14 protein-coding genes, 1 other RNA gene and 1 pseudogene are annotated in these 16,517 nt (G+C 72.1%); 3 read left to right on the forward strand and 13 right to left on the reverse strand.

The genetic code is table 11. The annotated features are described in order from the left end of the window. Positions 1-138 precede the first annotated feature (138 nt). The 6 genes from ACFY60_RS09120 to ACFY60_RS09145 form a co-directional block, all read right to left on the reverse strand. Positions 139-1,554 (reverse strand): NAD-dependent malic enzyme, encoded by a 1,416-nt coding sequence (locus tag ACFY60_RS09120; RefSeq protein ID WP_309052592.1) that lies wholly within the window; start codon positions 1,552-1,554, stop codon positions 139-141. Between the two features lie 366 nt (positions 1,555-1,920). After that, positions 1,921-4,251, reverse strand: coding sequence for a HelD family protein (locus ACFY60_RS09125; RefSeq protein WP_388609114.1), 2,331 nt, complete (start codon positions 4,249-4,251; stop codon positions 1,921-1,923). 61 nt (positions 4,252-4,312) lie between these two features. After that, complete coding sequence (locus ACFY60_RS09130; protein ID WP_388609116.1) at positions 4,313-4,834, reverse strand: GNAT family N-acetyltransferase; 522 nt, start codon at positions 4,832-4,834, stop codon at positions 4,313-4,315. A gap of 41 nt (positions 4,835-4,875) precedes the next feature. Continuing rightward, the gene (locus tag ACFY60_RS09135) at positions 4,876-6,021 is read right to left on the reverse strand and encodes a uroporphyrinogen-III synthase (protein ID WP_388609118.1); all 1,146 of its coding nucleotides are present in this window, start codon (positions 6,019-6,021) and stop codon (positions 4,876-4,878) included. A gap of 84 nt (positions 6,022-6,105) precedes the next feature. Then, the gene (locus ACFY60_RS09140) at positions 6,106-7,461 is read right to left on the reverse strand and encodes a nitrate/nitrite transporter (protein ID WP_388609119.1); all 1,356 of its coding nucleotides are present in this window, start codon (positions 7,459-7,461) and stop codon (positions 6,106-6,108) included. A 144-nt stretch (positions 7,462-7,605) separates the two neighbouring features. Then, positions 7,606-8,586: a LysR family transcriptional regulator gene (locus tag ACFY60_RS09145; RefSeq protein WP_388609121.1), complete on the reverse strand. Its 981-nt coding sequence runs from the start codon at positions 8,584-8,586 to the stop codon at positions 7,606-7,608. 82 nt (positions 8,587-8,668) lie between these two features. Between ACFY60_RS09145 and ACFY60_RS09150 the strand changes: the two genes are divergently transcribed. Together ACFY60_RS09150 and ACFY60_RS09155 are read left to right on the forward strand one after the other, a co-directional pair. Beyond that, entirely contained in the window at positions 8,669-9,940 is a 1,272-nt protein-coding gene (locus ACFY60_RS09150; protein ID WP_388609122.1) for an MFS transporter, read from the forward strand. A 97-nt stretch (positions 9,941-10,037) separates the two neighbouring features. Beyond that, positions 10,038-10,553 carry a DinB family protein gene (locus ACFY60_RS09155; protein ID WP_388609125.1) on the forward strand — a complete coding sequence of 172 codons (516 nt, stop codon included), beginning with the start codon at positions 10,038-10,040 and terminating at the stop codon, positions 10,551-10,553. Positions 10,554-10,567: 14 nt separating this feature from the next. Here the strand turns inward: ACFY60_RS09155 and ACFY60_RS09160 are convergent. The 6 genes and pseudogenes from ACFY60_RS09160 to ftsE form a co-directional block, all read right to left on the reverse strand. Beyond that, positions 10,568-11,005: pseudogene (locus ACFY60_RS09160) on the reverse strand (transposase); the annotation flags it as partial. A 109-nt stretch (positions 11,006-11,114) separates the two neighbouring features. Next, positions 11,115-11,483, reverse strand: a transfer-messenger RNA (tmRNA) gene (ssrA, locus tag ACFY60_RS09165). 90 nt (positions 11,484-11,573) lie between these two features. Further along, positions 11,574-12,125, reverse strand: coding sequence for an SsrA-binding protein SmpB (gene smpB / locus ACFY60_RS09170; RefSeq protein WP_309050227.1), 552 nt, complete (start codon positions 12,123-12,125; stop codon positions 11,574-11,576). An 18-nt stretch (positions 12,126-12,143) separates the two neighbouring features. Then, positions 12,144-13,319 carry a S41 family peptidase gene (locus ACFY60_RS09175; protein WP_388609127.1) on the reverse strand — a complete coding sequence of 392 codons (1,176 nt, stop codon included), beginning with the start codon at positions 13,317-13,319 and terminating at the stop codon, positions 12,144-12,146. A gap of 78 nt (positions 13,320-13,397) precedes the next feature. Further along, positions 13,398-14,315 (reverse strand): permease-like cell division protein FtsX, encoded by a 918-nt coding sequence (gene ftsX / locus ACFY60_RS09180; RefSeq protein ID WP_309050225.1) that lies wholly within the window; start codon positions 14,313-14,315, stop codon positions 13,398-13,400. Positions 14,316-14,336: 21 nt separating this feature from the next. Continuing rightward, the gene (gene ftsE, locus ACFY60_RS09185; protein ID WP_030223113.1) at positions 14,337-15,026 is read right to left on the reverse strand and encodes a cell division ATP-binding protein FtsE; all 690 of its coding nucleotides are present in this window, start codon (positions 15,024-15,026) and stop codon (positions 14,337-14,339) included. 240 nt (positions 15,027-15,266) lie between these two features. On the opposite strand from ftsE, the gene ACFY60_RS09190 reads away from it, so the two are divergent. Continuing rightward, complete coding sequence (locus ACFY60_RS09190) at positions 15,267-15,449, forward strand: hypothetical protein (protein WP_309050224.1); 183 nt, start codon at positions 15,267-15,269, stop codon at positions 15,447-15,449. A 123-nt stretch (positions 15,450-15,572) separates the two neighbouring features. Here the strand turns inward: ACFY60_RS09190 and ACFY60_RS09195 are convergent, their stop codons facing one another. Further along, positions 15,573-16,364, reverse strand: a complete 792-nt coding sequence (locus ACFY60_RS09195) for an LPXTG cell wall anchor domain-containing protein (protein ID WP_388609130.1) — start codon at positions 16,362-16,364, stop codon at positions 15,573-15,575. Between the last annotated feature and the right edge of the window lie 153 nt (positions 16,365-16,517).

Below are 16,517 nucleotides of genomic sequence, written 5' to 3' on the forward strand. Positions count from 1 at the left end.
GTTTATGGTGCCGCGACCCGCGACACGCCCGGTCACGGCCCGTGGGCACGGCGGAGGCCCCGACGGGCCCCGGGCCCCGGCCGGCTCGGCCGGGGTCCGGTCAGGCGTCGCGCGGGGCGTGAGGGGGCCGCGCGGGCCTCAGGCGCCCGCGCCGGCCGCCTTGGCCGCGTTGCGGACCGCTCCCGCGACCGCGCCGGCGACCTTGTCGTTGAAGACCGACGGGATGATGTAGTTCGGGTTGAGCTCGTCCTCGGTGACGACGTCGGCGAGGGCCGTGGCGGCGGCGAGCATCATCTCCGTGTTGACCGTGCGCGACTGGGCGTCGAGCAGACCGCGGAAGACACCCGGGAAGACCAGCACGTTGTTGATCTGGTTGGGGAAGTCCGAGCGGCCGGTGGCGACGACGGCGGCGGTCTGCCGGGCGGCGGCCGGGTCGACCTCCGGGTCGGGGTTCGCGAGCGCGAACACGATGGCGTCCTCGGCCATCGCGGCGACGTCCTCGGCACCCAGCAGGTTCGGGGCGGAGACGCCGATGAAGACGTCGGCGCCGACGACCGCCTCCTTGAGGGTGCCGGTGACGCCCTCCGGGTTGGTGTTGTCGGCGATCCAGCGCAGCGGCGAGTCGGCGGAGGCGTCCACCAGGTCCTCGCGGCCGGCGTGGACGACACCGTGGATGTCGGCGACGACGGCGTGCTTCACGCCCGCGGCGATGAGCAGCTTGAGGATGGCCGTGCCGGCCGCGCCGGCGCCGGACATGACGACCCGGACGTCCCCGATGCCCTTGCCGACGACGCGCAGCGCGTTGGTGAGGGCGGCGAGGACGACGATGGCGGTGCCGTGCTGGTCGTCGTGGAAGACCGGGATGTCGAGGGCCTCGCGCAGCCGGGCCTCGATCTCGAAGCAGCGGGGCGCCGAGATGTCCTCCAGGTTGATGCCCGCGAAGCCGGGGGCGATGGCCTTGACGATCTCGACGATCGCGTCGGTGTCCTGCGTGTCGAGGCAGATCGGCCAGGCGTCGATGCCGGCGAAGCGCTTGAAGAGGGCGGCCTTGCCCTCCATGACGGGCAGGGCGGCCTTGGGGCCGATGTTGCCGAGTCCGAGGACGGCGGAGCCGTCGGTCACGACCGCGACGGAGTTGCGCTTGATGGTGAGGCGGCGGGCGTCCTCGGGGTTCTCGGCGATCGCCATGCAGACGCGGGCGACGCCGGGGGTGTAGATCATGGAGAGGTCGTCGCGGTTGCGGATGGGGTGCTTGGACGCCATCTCGATCTTGCCGCCGAGGTGCATCAGGAAGGTACGGTCCGAGACCTTGCCGAGGGTGACGCCCTCGATGCCGCGGAGCTGCTCGACGATCTCCTCGGCGTGCGCGGTGGAGGTCGCGGCGATGGTGACGTCGATGCGCAGCTTCTCGTGACCGGAGGCGGTCACGTCGAGGCCGGTCACGGAGCCGCCGTGGGACTCGACCGCCGTGGTGAGCTGGGAGACCGCGGTCCCGCTCGCGGGTACCTCAAGGCGGACCGTCATCGAGTACGAGACGCTGGGCGCCGTTGCCATGGCCGAGTTCCTCTGCTTTCCCTAGCTTCATTGCTACGCCGCCCCGGCTGGTTGACCCGGCGGCGCCCTCCGATGGTCGCACCTACCCGCCGGTAGCAGGTAATGCGGTCATTTTGTTTTCGGAAAGTAGTTTCCACCATACGAGAGATGCGGGGGAAGCAGAAGAGGCCCCCGTCACCTGAGGTGACCTGGGGCCTCAACTTCGTATGTACGTCTAAGTGGCACCGACCCGCCATGCTCGCCTCGCGGCAAGTGGTCCCTCTGAGGGACGAAGGTTGGGCCCGGGGGCTTGGATCGAGCCGGTGCCACACCCAGGCTAACAAACCACCCCGCCCGGTGCTTCCAGCGCCACAGGTTGACCTGAAATCAGTCCCTCAGCAGGTCCGGTACGCCCTCGGCGTCGGGCAGGTCACGCGGGCCCGACAACACGGTCAGGGCCTGCGTGGAGCGCGTCAGCGCCACGTACAGGACCCGCAGACCGGCCGGGGACTCGTCCGCGATCTCCGCGGGCGAGACGACGAGGGTGGCGTCGTACTCCAGGCCCTTCGCCTCCAGGGAGCCGAGGGCCACCACCCGGTCGCCCAGCCCGGCGAGCCAGCGGGCCGCCTCGCCGCGCCGGTTCATGGCGACGACGACGCCCACCGTGCCGTCCACCTCATCGAGCAGCCGCTCCGCCTCGGACCGTACGGTTTCGGCCAGGTGGGTGTTCTCCGCCACGGCGACGAAGCGGGGCTCCACACCGGTCGAGCGGACCGCGCGCGGGGCCACCTTGCCCGGCATCGCGAGCGCGAGGACACGCGCGGCGAGCTCCGCGATCTCCGCCGGGTTGCGGTAGTTCACCGTCAGCTCGAAGCGGCGGCGCGGACGGCTGCCGAGGGCCTCGTCGCGGGCGGCGGCGGCCTCGTCCGGATCGGACCAGGAGGACTGCGCCGGGTCGCCCACCACCGTCCAGGTCGCGTGCCGGCCCCGGCGGCCGACCATCCGCCACTGCATGGGCGTGAGGTCCTGCGCCTCGTCCACGATGACGTGCGCGTACTCGGTGCGTTCGGCGGCGAGCCGCTCGGCCCGCTCGCGCTGCGTCTCCTCCCGTACCGGCATCAGCTCCTCCAGACCGGTGAGCTGGTCCAGCGGGTCGTACTCCCGCTTGCGCCGCGGCCGGGCCGGAGCGCCGAGCAGGGTCTGCAGCTCGTCGAGGAGGGCCACGTCGTGCACCGACAGGCCGGGGCGGCGCAGCGAGCGGGCGAGCCGCCGCACCTCCCCCTGGTTCAGGACGCGGCGGGCCCAGCGGCCCAGGCGCTTCTCGTCGGCCATCGCGTCGAGGACGCGGCGCGGGGTGAGCTCGGGCCACCAGGCGTCGAGGAAGCCGAGGAAGGAGTCCTCGGTCGACACGTCCTCGTCGAAGGAGGACCGCAGCTCGGCGGCGAGTTCCGGGTCGCTGTGCCGGCCGACGGCGCCGGACTTGGCGTACAGCGCGTCGAGGAGCAGCCGGCGGGCGCGCGGGCGGAGCAGGTTCACGGGGGCGGTGCCCGACAGGACGTTCTGCCGGATCCGCCGCAGTTCGTCGGACTCCAGCTCCAGGCGGCGGCCGAAGGCGACCACCCGCAGCCGGGTGGGGGTGCCGGCGGGGGCCCGGTCGGCGTCCTCCCCCAGCTCGGGCTGCGCCTTGGGCGCGGGGGTCTCCAGGGCGCCCCGGGCGGCCTTGCGGAGGACGGCGACCATGCGGGAGGAGCCCTTGATCCGGGCGACGGCCGGCTCGTCGTACGCGGTGGCCTCCACCCCGTCGACCAGCGAGCCCAGCGCGCGGATCGCGACCTGGCCCTCCTCGCCGAGCGAGGGCAGCACGCCCTCCGTGTACGACACGAGGAGCGGGGTCGGCGAGACGATGAGGATGCCGCCCGCGTACCGGCGCCGGTCCTGGTAGAGCAGGTAGGCCGCCCGGTGCAGGGCGACCGCGGTCTTGCCGGTGCCGGGGCCGCCCTCGACGTACGTCACGGAGGCGGCGGGCGCGCGGATGACCAGGTCCTGTTCGGCCTGGATGGAGGAGACGATGTCCCGCATGGTGTGGCTGCGGGCCTGGCCGAGCGCGGCCATCAGGGCGCCGTCGCCGATCGCGGGCAGCTCGCGTCCGGCGAGGGTCGCCTTCAGCTCCGGGCGCATCAGGTCGTCCTCGACGCCGAGCACCTTGCGGCCCTTCGACCGGATGACCCGGCGGCGTACCACCCGGCCGGGGTCCACGGGCGTGGACCGGTAGAAGGGCGCGGCGGCGGGTGCGCGCCAGTCGATGACGAGCGGGGAGTAGTCGGAGTCCAGGACGCCGATGCGGCCGATGTGGAGGGTCTCCCCGATCTCGGCCGTGTTGTCGGGCCGGATGGCGTCCTCGGCGGGCTCCACGGAGGTGTAGGCGCCGTCGGGTCCCTTCTTGCCGTCCTTGCCGTACAGCAGATCGATCCGGCCGAAGAGGAAGTCCTCGAACTCGTTGTTCAGCCGGTTGAGGTGGATCCCGGCACGGAAGACCTGGGCGTCACGCTCGGCGAGCGCGCCGGGCGTGCCGACCTGGGCGCGCTGGGCGGCGTCGTTCATCAGGAACTCCGCCTCGTGGATCTTCTCCTCCAGACGGCGGTAGACCTGGTCCAGATGTTCCTGCTCGACACCGATCTCACGGTCCCTGACCGTGTCCACGGCTTCCTGCGCGGCCACCGAGGCCCCCTTCTGACGTGCACTGGGCAGCCGTCGAGCGTACGCCACCGGGGCCGCCGTGTCAGGCGTGGGGAGGGGGATCGTCGTGCAGGATGCGCTGGAAGAGGTGGTGGTCGCGCCAGGCGCCGTCGATGTGGAGGTAGCGGGGCGCGGTGCCGAAGCGCTCGAAGCCGGCCTTCACGAGGACGCGCTGCGAGGCGTGGTTGTCCAGGACGGTCCCCGCCTCGACCCGGTGCAGGCCCTGCTCCTCCCGCGCCGCCCGGCACACCTCCTCCACCAGCGCGGTGGCCAGACCCCGGCCGGTGTGCTCCTCGTCCACCCAGTACCCGAGGGAGGCGCTGCGGAAGGGCCCGAGGGCGATCCCGGAGAGCGTGGCGCACGCGGTGATCCGGCCGCCGTCCGCGGCGACCCACCGCACGCTCCCGTCCCCGAGCCGCTCCGCCTGGCCGGCCGGGGTGTAGTAACGATCGGGGCGGTGCGGCTCCCAGGGCCGCATGTGGGCGCGGTTGCGGGAGAGCGCGGCGGCGAGAGCGGGGGCGTCGGAGGGGCGGGCGCGGCGCACGCGAGGACCGTCGGAGATCACGTACGTACGCTAACGGGCCGGGGCGGGGGCCCGGCGGCGGGTCACGCCCCGTACTTCGAGTCGGCCGACGGGTCCAGTGACAGCCGGTAGCCGCGTTTGACGACCGTCTGGATGAGGTGGGGGGCGCCGAGGGCCGCGCGGAGGCGGGCCATCGCCGTCTCCACGGCGTGCTCGTCCCGCCCCGCGCCCGGCAGCGCCCGCAGCAGCTCCGCCCGGGAGACGACCCATCCGGGCCGCCGGGCGAGGAGGCCGAGGAGGGCCATGCCGGCGGGCGGAACGGGCCGCAGCGCGCCGTCGACGAGGACGGCGTGTCCGCGGATCTCGACGCGGTGCCCGGCGACGGGCAGGACCCGCGCCCGCGCGGGCAGCTCGGTGCAGAGGAGCTGGACGAGCGGCCCGAGCCGGAAGCGTTCGGGCTGGTACGTCTCGATGCCCTCGGCCTGGAGCGGCAGCGCGGTCACCGGGCCGACGCACACCGCGAGGACCTCGTGCCGCAGCGCGGCGACGAGCCCGTCCCGTACCCCCTTCTCCGCCGCCCGGGAGAGCAGCGAGGCGGCGGCCGGGGCGCTGGTGAAGGTGACGGCGTCGAGCCCGCCGGCGAGGACCGCGTCGAGGAGCCGGTCGAGGGGCGCCGGGTCCTCGGGCGGCATCCAGCGGTAGACGGGGACGCCCACGACCTGCGCGCCGGCGGCGGTGAGGGCCTCCACGAAGCCGGGCAGCGGCTCCCCGTGGAGCTGGAGGGCGACGCGCCGCCCGGCCACGCCCTCGGCGAGGAGCCGGTCGAGGACCTCGGCCATGGATTCGGAGGACGGCGACCAGGACTCGGTGAGGCCGGCGGCCCGTACCGCCCCCTTCACCTTCGGCCCGCGGGCGAGGAGTTCGCTGCCGCGCAGCACGTCGAGGAGTTCCTGTCCGCATCCCCAGCCCTCGGCGGCCTCGACCCAGCCGCGGAAACCGATCGCGGTGGTGGCGACGACGACGTCGGGCGCGTGGCCGATGAGGTCCTTGGTGGCGGCGAGGAGTTCGGTGTCGTCGGCGAGCGGCACGATCCGCAGGGCGGGCCCGTGGACGACGGCCGCGCCGCGCCGGCGCAGCAGCGCGATGAGTTCGTCCGCGCGCCGGGCGGCGGTGACTCCGACCGTGAAGCCGGCCAGGGGGCCGTGGTTCTCGCCGTGGTTCTCGTCCATGGGGCCCGAGCCTGACGCGGCCGCGTGACGGTCCTGGTTCACGCGTATTTCCTGGTCGTTACGGTCCGCGCCGTGCACGGCAGATCACACCTTCGCGTATCCGGGCCGGGTCTCGGGCTGCTCCGCGCCCTCGGCGGTGTCGGGGACGGGGCTCGTCCTTCGAAGGTATACCGCCCAGGTGACGGCCATGCAGGCCGCGTAGTAGGCGAGGAAGGCGACGAAGGCGCCGGTGCCGCTGCCGACGGTCAGGAAGGACTGGCGGAAGGCGAGGTTGATGCCGAGGCCGCCGAGGGCGCCGATGGCGCCGATGAGGCCCATGGAGGCGCCGGAGAGCCGCCGTCCGTAGGCCTCGGCGGTCTCGCCGGTGAGGCCCTTGCGGTGGCCCTGGGCGAGGAAGATCGCCGGGATCATCTTGAAGGTGGAGCCGTTGCCGAGGCCGCTGAGGACGAAGAGGGCGATGAAGCCGACGAGGAAGACGGGGAGCGAGGCGGTGACGGAGGCGTGGAGGACGACACCGGTGGCGGCGGCCATGGCGGCGAAGGTGCCCAGGGTGATGCGGGCGCCGCCGTGCCGGTCGGCGAGGGCGCCGCCGACGGGCCGGATGAGGGAGCCGAGGAGGGGGCCGATGAAGGTGAGGGAGGCGGCCTGGAGCGGAGTGCGGCCGAACTGGGTCTGGAGCACCAGGCCGAAGGCGAAGCTGTAGCCGATGAAGGAGCCGAAGGTGCCGATGTAGAGGAAGGCCATGATCCAGGTGTGGCGGGCGCGGACGGCTTCCCTGACGGCGCCGGTGTCGTTCCGGACGGGGGCGAGGTTGTCCATGAAGAGGGCCGAGCAGACGGCGGCGACGACGATCAGGGGCAGGTAGACGCCGAGCACGATCCGGGGGTGCAGGGCGCCGGCGGTGCCGATGACGAGCAGGCCGACGAGCTGGACGACGGGGACGCCGATGTTGCCGCCGCCGGCGTTGAGTCCGAGGGCCCAGCCCTTCTTCCGGAGCGGGAAGAAGGCGTTGATGTTGGTCATGGAGGAGGCGAAGTTGCCGCCGCCGACGCCGGTGAGGGCGGCCACCACGACGAAGGTGGAGTACGAGGTGCCGGGCTCCATCACGGCGAAGGCGAGGCCCGTGGGGAGGAGCAGCAGCAGGGCGCTGAAGACGGTCCAGTTGCGGCCGCCGAAGCGGGCGACGGCGAAGGTGTACGGGATGCGGATCAGCGCGCCGACGACGGTGGCGGTGGCGATCAGAAAGAACTTGCCGGCCGGGTCGATGCCGTACTGGGGTCCCATGAACAGGACCATCACGGACCAGAGGCTCCAGATGGAGAAGCCGATGTGCTCGGAGAACACGGAGAAGAGGAGGTTCCTCTTGGCGACGCGTTCCCCGCCTTCGCGCCAGAAGGTCTCGTCCTCCGGCTCCCAGCGTTCGATCCAGCGGCCACCCATCACGTACCTCCACGGAGTCGGATCCCTGAGGTGACCGACGCTAGGGAGGCCGCGTTTCAGGGCGGTGGCGTGAGGTGACGGGGGCGGAACCTTGCTCTCACCCGGGGCGCGGGGCGCCTGTGAGCGCCCCCTTCGCGCTCCGGCTCAGGCCGTGCCCGGCCGGGTCCGCGGCAGTCCGGGTTCGTCGTCGGGGAGCCAGGAGCCGGGCGGGCGCAGCAGCCAGCCCTCCTGGGCGCCGATCTCGGCGGCCGCCCGGCGCAGGGCGTCGAGTCCGGGGTGCCTGAGCCCCTTGCGCCACACCAGGCTCACCGGTGAGAGGGGGACGGGGTCGACGAGGGGCCGCAGGACGCAGCCGGGCATGGCGGGGAAGTCGACCACGGCGAGGACGGGGTGGCGGTACTTGGCCATGATGCGCCGGAACTCCTCCTTGCCGACCGCGAGCGGGGCGGGCGGGGAGAGGGCGATGCCGCGCCCGGCGAAGAGACGGACGGCGAGGTCGGTCCACTCGGGGGTGCGGTCGTTGCCGGCGCCCGCGTAGACGGACTCGCCGGCGAGCTTGCCGAGCGGCACCTCGCCGAGCCCCGCGAGCGGGTGGTCCTCGGGCAGGATCACGGCCATCGGCTCGTACCGTACGAACTGCGTGTCCAGCCGGTCGCGGAAACGGGGGTCGAGACCTCCGTACCGGCCGAAGGAGACGTCCAGCCGCCCGGCGAGGATGTCCCGTACGGCGCCGGTGAGTCCGCTCTCGAAGCGGGCCATCAGCTCCTGGTCGGGGGCGAGTTCGCGGGCCCGGGCGAGGACGCGCTCGTGGGCGAGGCCGGGGCTGTTGAGGTCGACCAGGAGGGGCCGCGGCTCGGCACGGAAGGCGTCGCGGAGTTCGTCGTGGGCGGCCAGCACCCGGCGGGCGTACGGCAGGAGGCGTTCGCCGTCCGGGGTGAGGGTCACCTGCCGGGTGGTGCGGAGGAAGAGGTCGGCGCCGAGCTCCCGCTCCAGGCGCCGGACGTCCCGGCTGAGGGCCTGCTGGGCGACGTAGAGCCGTCCGGCGGCGCGGGTGAAGTGGAGCTCCTCGGCGACGGCGGTGAAGGCGCGCAGCAGCCGGGGGTCGATGTCGTGCGGAGTGGCCACGCCGCATTCAACAACACAGGTGCGTGAATCACCACCGATCAGGTGTTGGACCGGGGCGGGCCTCCCGCCCGAACCTTGATCCATGCCTCACCCGGACCTCACGATCACCCCGGCGGGCCCTGCCCTCGCGCCGCGCTTCCGCGACACGCCACGCGCCCGGCCGGCCGGCCCGTACCGCCGTCTCTTCGCCCTCCCGGGCACCCGCGCCTTCACGGCGGGCAACCTCGTCGCCCGGCTGCCGATGGGCATGTTCGGCGTCGCCGACGTGATGATGATCTCCGCGGCGTACGACTCCTACGCGCTGGCGGGCTCGGTGACGGCCACCGGCCTCGCCGTCGGTTCGGTCACCGCCCCGCTGATCGCCCGCCTGGTCGACCGGTACGGGCAGGCCCGGGTCGCCGTCCCGGCCACGCTGTACGCGGTCCTGGGCCACGTCCTGACGGCGCTGTGGGTGCACGAACGGGCGCCCCTGTGGGCCCTCTTCGCCACCGCCGCCCTGACCGCGACCACCCCGAACACCGGGGGCATGTCCCGGGCCCGCTGGGCGCACCTGCTGAAGGGCGACCCGGCGGCCCTGCACACGGCCAACTCCTTCGAGCAGGCCGCCGACGAGCTGTGCTTCGTGCTGGGCCCGGTCCTGGCGGCGGTGCTGTGCTCGGCGCTGTTCCCGGAGGCGGGGACGCTGGTCGCCGCCGCCCTGTTCCTGACCGGGGTGCTCCTCTTCGCGGCGCAGCGGTCCACGGAGCCGCCGGTCGCCGCGCGGACGGCGGCGGGCTCGCCGGTCCGCGCGCCCGGGATGCTGCCCCTCCTCGCGGTCTTCCTCGCGACGGGCGCCGTCTTCGGGTCGATGGAGGTGGTGACGCTGGCGTTCGTGGACGGCCCGGTCGCCGGCCCCGTCCTCGCCCTCCAGGCGGCGGGCTCCTGCGCGGCGGGGCTCCTGTACGGCCGTGCCCGGCGCTCCGCCCGGCTGCGTGCCTGCCTGGCCGCGATGGCCGCCTTGATGACGCTGCCGCTGCTGGCCGCGTCGACCGGCTCGCTCCTCGCCCTGGCCGGCGGTCTCCTTGTCGCGGGCATGGCGACGGCGCCGACGATGGTGACGGGGATGGGCCTGGTCCAGCGGCTCACGCCGCCCGCGCAGCTCAACGAGGGCATGACGCTCGCCGTGACGGCCCTGCTCGCCGGCATCGCGGCGGGTTCGGCCACCGGCGGCTTCGCCGCCGACCACGCCCCGTTCGCCGCCTTCGGCTACCTCCTCCCGGCGGCAGCGGCGGCCCTGGCCCTGCTCCTGACGGCGGGACTCCGGACCGCGACGCTCACCGGTACCACCGTGCGGGACCAGGACCTGTCCGGCTGATCTTGCCGGGGTGCCCAAGGCGGATGAGGCAGTACCCGACGGGGTCGCGCTCATTAATCACTCGACCACCCCTACGACCTGCGGGAGACTCCCCGCGATGACGCAACGAACCGATACGCCTCCCACCTGGGACGAGCGCACGCAGCTGATCACCTTTCTGGACTACGCCCGTGACACGGCGGTAGCCAAGTGTGAGGGCGTGTCCGTGGAAGATGCCCGCAGCGCCCCGCTTCCGAAATCCCCGCTGATGACCCTGTGTGGGCTGATCAGCCATCTGCGGTGGGTCGAGTACCACTGGGTCCAAGTGATGTTCCTCGGGGAGGAACCCGCGGGTCCGCTCACGCGGGCGAGTGAGGACGACCCCGACCCCGAGATGCGCACAGCTGTCGAGATCCCGTTGCCCCAGCTTCTCGCCGAATACGAAGAGCAGAGCGACCGCTACCGACGCCTGCTGTCCGACCACGACTTGGACTCAAGGGCCAAGCGCCCCATCAGCGACGGCCGCCGCGTGGACCTCCGTTGGGTCATCCTCCACCTCATCGAAGAGATCTCCCGACACAACGGGCATCTCGACATCGTGCGAGAACTCGTCGACGGACGGACCGGCGTCTAGGCCCATGCAGCCGGTCACAAGCGGAGCCGGAGTCTGATCGAAGCGACGGTGACGGTGCCGTGGAAGACGTAGGCACGCTTGTCGAACCTCGTGACCACAGCCCGGAAGTTCTTGAGGGCATTGATCGTCCGCTCGACTTCGTACCTCCTCTTGTAAACCGTCTTGTCGAAGCCGGCGGGGCGACCGCCCCCGCTGCCCCGGCGCCGGCGGTCGGCCCGCTGGTTCCTCGGTTCGGGGATTGTGTGCTTGATCTGGCGTCGTCGCAGGTAGCGGCGGTTGCGGCGAGAGGAATACGCCTTGTCGCCGCCGAGATGGCCCGGCCGGGTGCGCGGGCGCCCACCATCGAGTCGGGCGACTCGGATGCGTTCCATCACAGGGATGAACTGCGGGGCGTCGCCCCACTGGCCCGGCGCGATCAGCAAGGCCGGCGGGCGGCGTCCGCCCTCACCGGCGCGAGTGGAGCAAGAGCCACGCTCTTTCCTCTCATCGACCGGGTCAACGACGACATGGCAGAGGCCCGGCGGTCGCGTCGCGACTGCCGGGCCTCTGCCCACATGGGATGAGTGGAGATGGCGGGAATCGAACCCGCGTCCAACGGTGCGGAACCAGGGCTTCTCCGTGTGCAGTCTGGTACGAGTTTCTCGGCCCTCCGGATCACCCAGACAAGTCCGGAACGGGCTCAGTCACTGTTTGATTTCCCTCTTCACCCCGTGACCGGGATCAAGGTTTAGTTCCCTGCATGATGCCAGGATCCGGGTCGGGAACAGCCCCGGGCTGACACTTCGCAAGTCGCTACTTAGGCAGCGAGGGCGAAGGAATCGCGCTTGGTGTTGGCGATTATTGGTTTCGGCATGTGGTTAACGAGATCATTGCCGCTTCCTCGACACGCTTCCCCTGCTTCGACATCCGCTGTCGAAACCGATCATCCCCATGTTGATTTTTCAAATGCACGCACCCTCGGTGAGGTGCGTGGCCCATCGTACGTGACCAACGGCCACCCGTGCCAGCGTATTCCCGGCGTCAGCCGCCCGCGGCGAGCTTCGCCGCCCGCTCCCGGCGGCGCGCCGCCGCGATGGCCCGGCTCGCCTCGCGCGTGTCCTGCTTCTCGCGCAGCGTCTGACGCTTGTCGTACTCCTTCTTGCCCTTGGCCAGCGCGATCTCGCACTTGACCCGGCCGCCCAGGAAGTACAGCGCGAGGGGCACGATCGTGTGACCCGTCTCGGACGCCTTCTGCTCCAGCTTGTCGATCTCGGCGCGGTGCAGCAGCAGCTTGCGCTTCCGCTTCGCCGAGTGGTTGGTCCAGCTGCCCTGCGTGTACTCGGGCACATGGATGTTGTGCAGCCACGCCTCGTGGCCGTCGATCTGGACGAAGCCGTCCACCAGCGAGGCGCGGCCCATGCGCAGCGACTTCACCTCGGTGCCCATGAGCACCACACCGCACTCGTAGGTGTCGAGGATGTGGTAGTCGTGCCGCGCCTTCTTGTTCTGCGCGATGAGCTTGCGCTCCGGCCCCTTGTCCTCAGTCTTCTTCTTCGCAGGTTTGCCCTGCACGTTCACGAGTCCCTTAGCCATAGTGCGGTCATTTTCGCACTACGAGCCCCCTCCGAGGCCACTCAATACCGTGCGGGCCCGCTCCTCGGCCCGCTCCGCCGCCGTCAGGTCGGGCGTGATGCCCCGGCCGTCCACCGTGTGCCCGGCGGGCGTCCGGTAGTGGCCGACGGTGAGCTCGGCGACGGAACCGTCCGGCAGGGTGCTCGGCATCTGCACGGAGCCCTTGCCGAAGGTGCGCGAGCCGACGGTGACGGCCCGGCCCCGGTCCTGGAGGGCGCCCGTGAGCAGTTCGGCCGCGCTCATGGTGCCGCCGTCGATCAGCGCGACCAGGGGGCGGCCGGTGTCACCGCCGCGCTCCGCGTACACGGCCCGCTGCTCGCCCTCCACGTCGTAGGTGGCGACCAGGCCGCCGTCGAGGAAGGCGGAGGCGGCGACGGCGGCCTCGGAGACCAGGCCGCCGGAGTTGCCCCGCAGGTCCAGCAGGACGCCGGCGCCGGACGGAGCGGCCCGTACCGCCTCGCGGACCCGCGCGCCCGCTCCCTTGGTGAAGGCGGCGACCCGGATGAGGAGGGTGCCGTCGTCGTACCGGCGGACGGTGACGGGCTCGGTGGCGAGCCGGGCCCTCCTGAGGGTCTGCGTCCACGCGGTCCGGCCGCGCTCGACGCGCAGGACGACGGGCGTGCCGGGCACCCCGTCGCCGCGCAGGAGGGCCACGACCTCGGAGACGGAGAGTCCGGTGACAGGGCGTCCGTCGACGGAGACGAGCCGGTCGCCCGCCCGCAGTCCGGCGCGGGCCGCCGGGCCGCCGGACTGGACCCGGGTGACCCGGACGCCGTCCCGGCCTGCGCGGCCCGCGGAGAGTCCGACGCCGGTGTACGTGCCGTCCAGGGCCCGCTCGAACTCGGCGTACTCCTTCTTGTCGTACACCGCGCCCCAGCGGTCACCGCTGCGGCTGACGAACTCCTCGGCGGCCTCGGTGCCGGACTTTCCGTCGGCCATGGCGGCGGCCGCGGCCCGGTTGAGGGCGGCGGGGTCGACCGTCGAACCGCGCGGGGCGGGGACGGCGGGCCGCCGCTCGGCGGAGGCGGACTCCTGCCGGGGCAGCGCGCCGGTGGCGGCCGCCGTGGCGAGGACTCCGGCGAAGACCAGCGTCAGAGCGGCCCCACGGAGTGCTCCGCGGGGCCGGGGTGTGAGAGCGTCGGTGCCGGCCGGCATGCCGCCCACTCTAGGACAGGCGAACGGCGCCGCACGGCCTTTGGCCGGACGACGCCGTTCCCCACGAGGGGTGTTTCGTCACACCTTCAGGTACTTGCGCAGCGCGATGAAGGCCGCCACGGCGGGCATGAGGAGCCCGATGGCGAGGACGAGCGGCAGCTTGGCCAGCACGGCGTCCCAGCCGATGAAGTTGACCAGCTGCATCTTCTCGGCCAGGGCGATGCCGTGGTCGATGAGGAAGTAGCGGCCGACGAGCAGCAGCACACAGGCGACCGCGCCGCCGAGGAGACCGGCGAAGGCGGCCTCCATGATGAAGGGCATCTGGATGTAGAAGCTGGAGGCGCCGACGAGCCGCATGATGCCGGTCTCGCGGCGGCGGCTGAACGCCGAGACGCGGACGGTGTTGACGATCAGCATCAGCGCGATGATCAGCATGAGTCCCATGACGCCGAGGGCGGCGATGTTCATGCCGTTCATCAGGTCGAAGAGGTTCTGCAGGATGTTCCGCTGGTCCTGGACCGACTCCACGCCGTCCCGGCCGGCGAAGGCGGTGGCGACGACCTTGTACTTCTCCGGGTCCTTGAGCTTGACCCGGAACGACTCCTGCATCTGGTCCGGGGTGATGACGGACGCGATGGCGGTGTCGCTGTACTGCTCCTTGTAGTGCTTGAACGCCTCGTCGGCCGTCTCGTGGTGGACGGTCTCGACGATGTCCATCTTCTTCAGATCGGCCTCGATCTGGTCCTTCTGCTGCTTGGTGACCGCGCCCTTGGCGCACTTGGGCGCGGACGTCGCGTCGGTCTTGTTGCAGAGGAAGATGGAGACGTTGACCTTGTCGTACCAGTAGTCCTTCATCGTGCTGACCTGCTCGCGCATGAGCAGCGCGCCGCCGAAGAGGGCGAGCGAGAGGGCCACGGAGACGATGACGGCGAAGGTCATCGTCAGGTTGCGCCGGAGTCCGACGCCGATCTCGGAGAGCACGAACTGAGCGCGCATGGTGTTCTGGTTCCCCCGCCGTCAGTGCTGGTAGCCGTAGACGCCACGGGCCTGGTCGCGGACGAGGCGGCCCTTCTCCAGCTCGATGACGCGCTTGCGCATCTGGTCGACGATGTTCTGGTCGTGGGTCGCCATGACGACGGTGGTCCCTGTCCTGTTGATGCGGTCGAGCAGCTTCATGATGCCGACGGAGGTCTGCGGGTCGAGGTTGCCGGTGGGCTCGTCGGCGATCAGCAGCATCGGGCGGTTGACGAAGGCCCGGGCGATGGCCACGCGCTGCTGCTCACCGCCGGACAGCTCGCCGGGCATCCGGTCCTCCTTGCCGCCGAGGCCGACGAGGTCGAGGACCTGGGGTACGGCCTTGCGGATCTCGCCGCGCGGCTTGCCGATGACCTCCTGGGCGAAGGCCACGTTCTCGGCGACGGTCTTGTTGGGCAGCAGGCGGAAGTCCTGGAAGACGGTGCCCAGCTGGCGGCGCATGTGCGGCACCTTCCAGTTGGACAGCCGGGCGAGGTCCTTGCCGAGGACGTGCACCTGGCCTTGGCTGGCGCGCTCCTCACGCAGGAGCAGCCGCAGGAAGGTCGACTTTCCGGAGCCGGAGGAACCGACGAGGAAGACGAACTCCCCCTTCTCGATCTCCAGGGAGACGTCCCGGAGCGCGGGGCGGTTCTGCTTCGGATAGGACTTGGAGACGTTGTCGAATCGGATCACGGATGCACCACGGTCGGCCGGGGGTAGGTGAGCGTGACCTTACGCGAACGGGGATCCCCCGCGCAGTCGCGGTCCTGGCTTGCGTGCTTTATCCTTTTTCGCCCTCCCGGCCGCCCGGCCGCGGCCGGCGGGGGCGCGCCGAAACGCCTCCGAGCTGGCACAGTGGGAGGGGAACGTCCGGATCCCGTCGGGCGTTGTCCTGGTGTCCCTGTGCCGGAGTGTGCGGGAGGAGGAGAGCGCATGACCTATGACCGACTGGTGTGCGCCAACTGCGCGGCCCCGGTCGCCGAGGGCCGCTGCCGCGTCTGCCGCGCCAACCGGGAGCGCCTGGGCCCGCAGGGTCTGTCCCCCGCGACGCTGCTGACGCTGGCGATCGCCCTGCTCGCGGCGATCGCCCTGCTCGCGGCCGTCCGTACGGCGTAGCGGTACGGCGGCCGGTGTGCGGAAGGCGCGCGCACCGGCCGGAAAGCCGAACGAAGAAGCGCATGACGAAGGGCCGGGGAGCGGTTGCTCCCCGGCCCTTCGTCATGCGTGGACGCGGGTGCGTCAGGCGGCGGTACGACCGCCGGCGACGACGCGCGGCAGCAGGCGGAAGCCGATGCCGCCCGCGATCATGGTCGCGGCGCCGATGACCAGGAAGGAGGTCTCGGCCGCGCCGGTCTCGGCGAGCTCCTCCTTGGCCTGGCCCTGCTGCACGGGCTGCGAGCCGGCGTTGTTGGTGTCGGTGTTGCTGTTGCCGGTGTCGACGCACTCGGCGCCGTCGAGGTCCACGGTGCAGGTGCCGGGCTCGTCGGAGCCGGTGCCGTTGTCCGTGCCACCGTTGCCCGTGTCACCGGTGCTCGGGGCGGTGGGCTCGCCGGTGTCACCCGGGGCCGGGTCGGTGGTGGTGCCGGGGCCCGGCTCCTCCGTCTCGACCGGGGGCTCACCGGTGGGCGGGTTGGTGACCGGCGGCGCGGTGGTGACCGGCGGGGTGGTGACCGGCGGCGTGGTCACCGGCGGCGCGGTGGTGACCGGCGGAGTCGTGACCGGCGGCGCGGTGGTGACCGGCGGCGTGGTCACCGGCGGCGCGGTGGTGACCGGCGGAGTCGTGACCGGCGGCGCGGTGGTGACCGGCGGGGTCGTCACCGGCGGCGCGGTGGTGACCGGCGGCGTGGTCACCGGCGGAAGGGTCACGTCACAGCCCGGCTCACCCGGGATGCAGGTCGGGATCGGCGTCGGGTTGTCCTCGCCGAAGATGTCCACGGCCTGCGCGGCACCGGCCGCGGTGAGCGACGCACCGGCCGCGATCACGGCGCCGGCGGCGACGCGCGCGACACGGATACGCATCTGCTTCGTCATCTGGCTGCTACCCCCAGTAGCTCAATTCGTCATGGGGCAGCGCTCGGGGCCCGGCGCGGCAGGGGCGGCATCACGACTGGATCGGCCCCCGTTCACACGCGCCCCAGAATTGCGCATGCCAGTGGGTCACCCTTCCGAGTTTCCGAAGCAGCG

Origin of the sequence: Streptomyces sp. NPDC012827 (assembly GCF_042900905.1) — a bacterium.
GTDB lineage: Bacteria > Actinomycetota > Actinomycetes > Streptomycetales > Streptomycetaceae > Streptomyces > Streptomyces gulbargensis.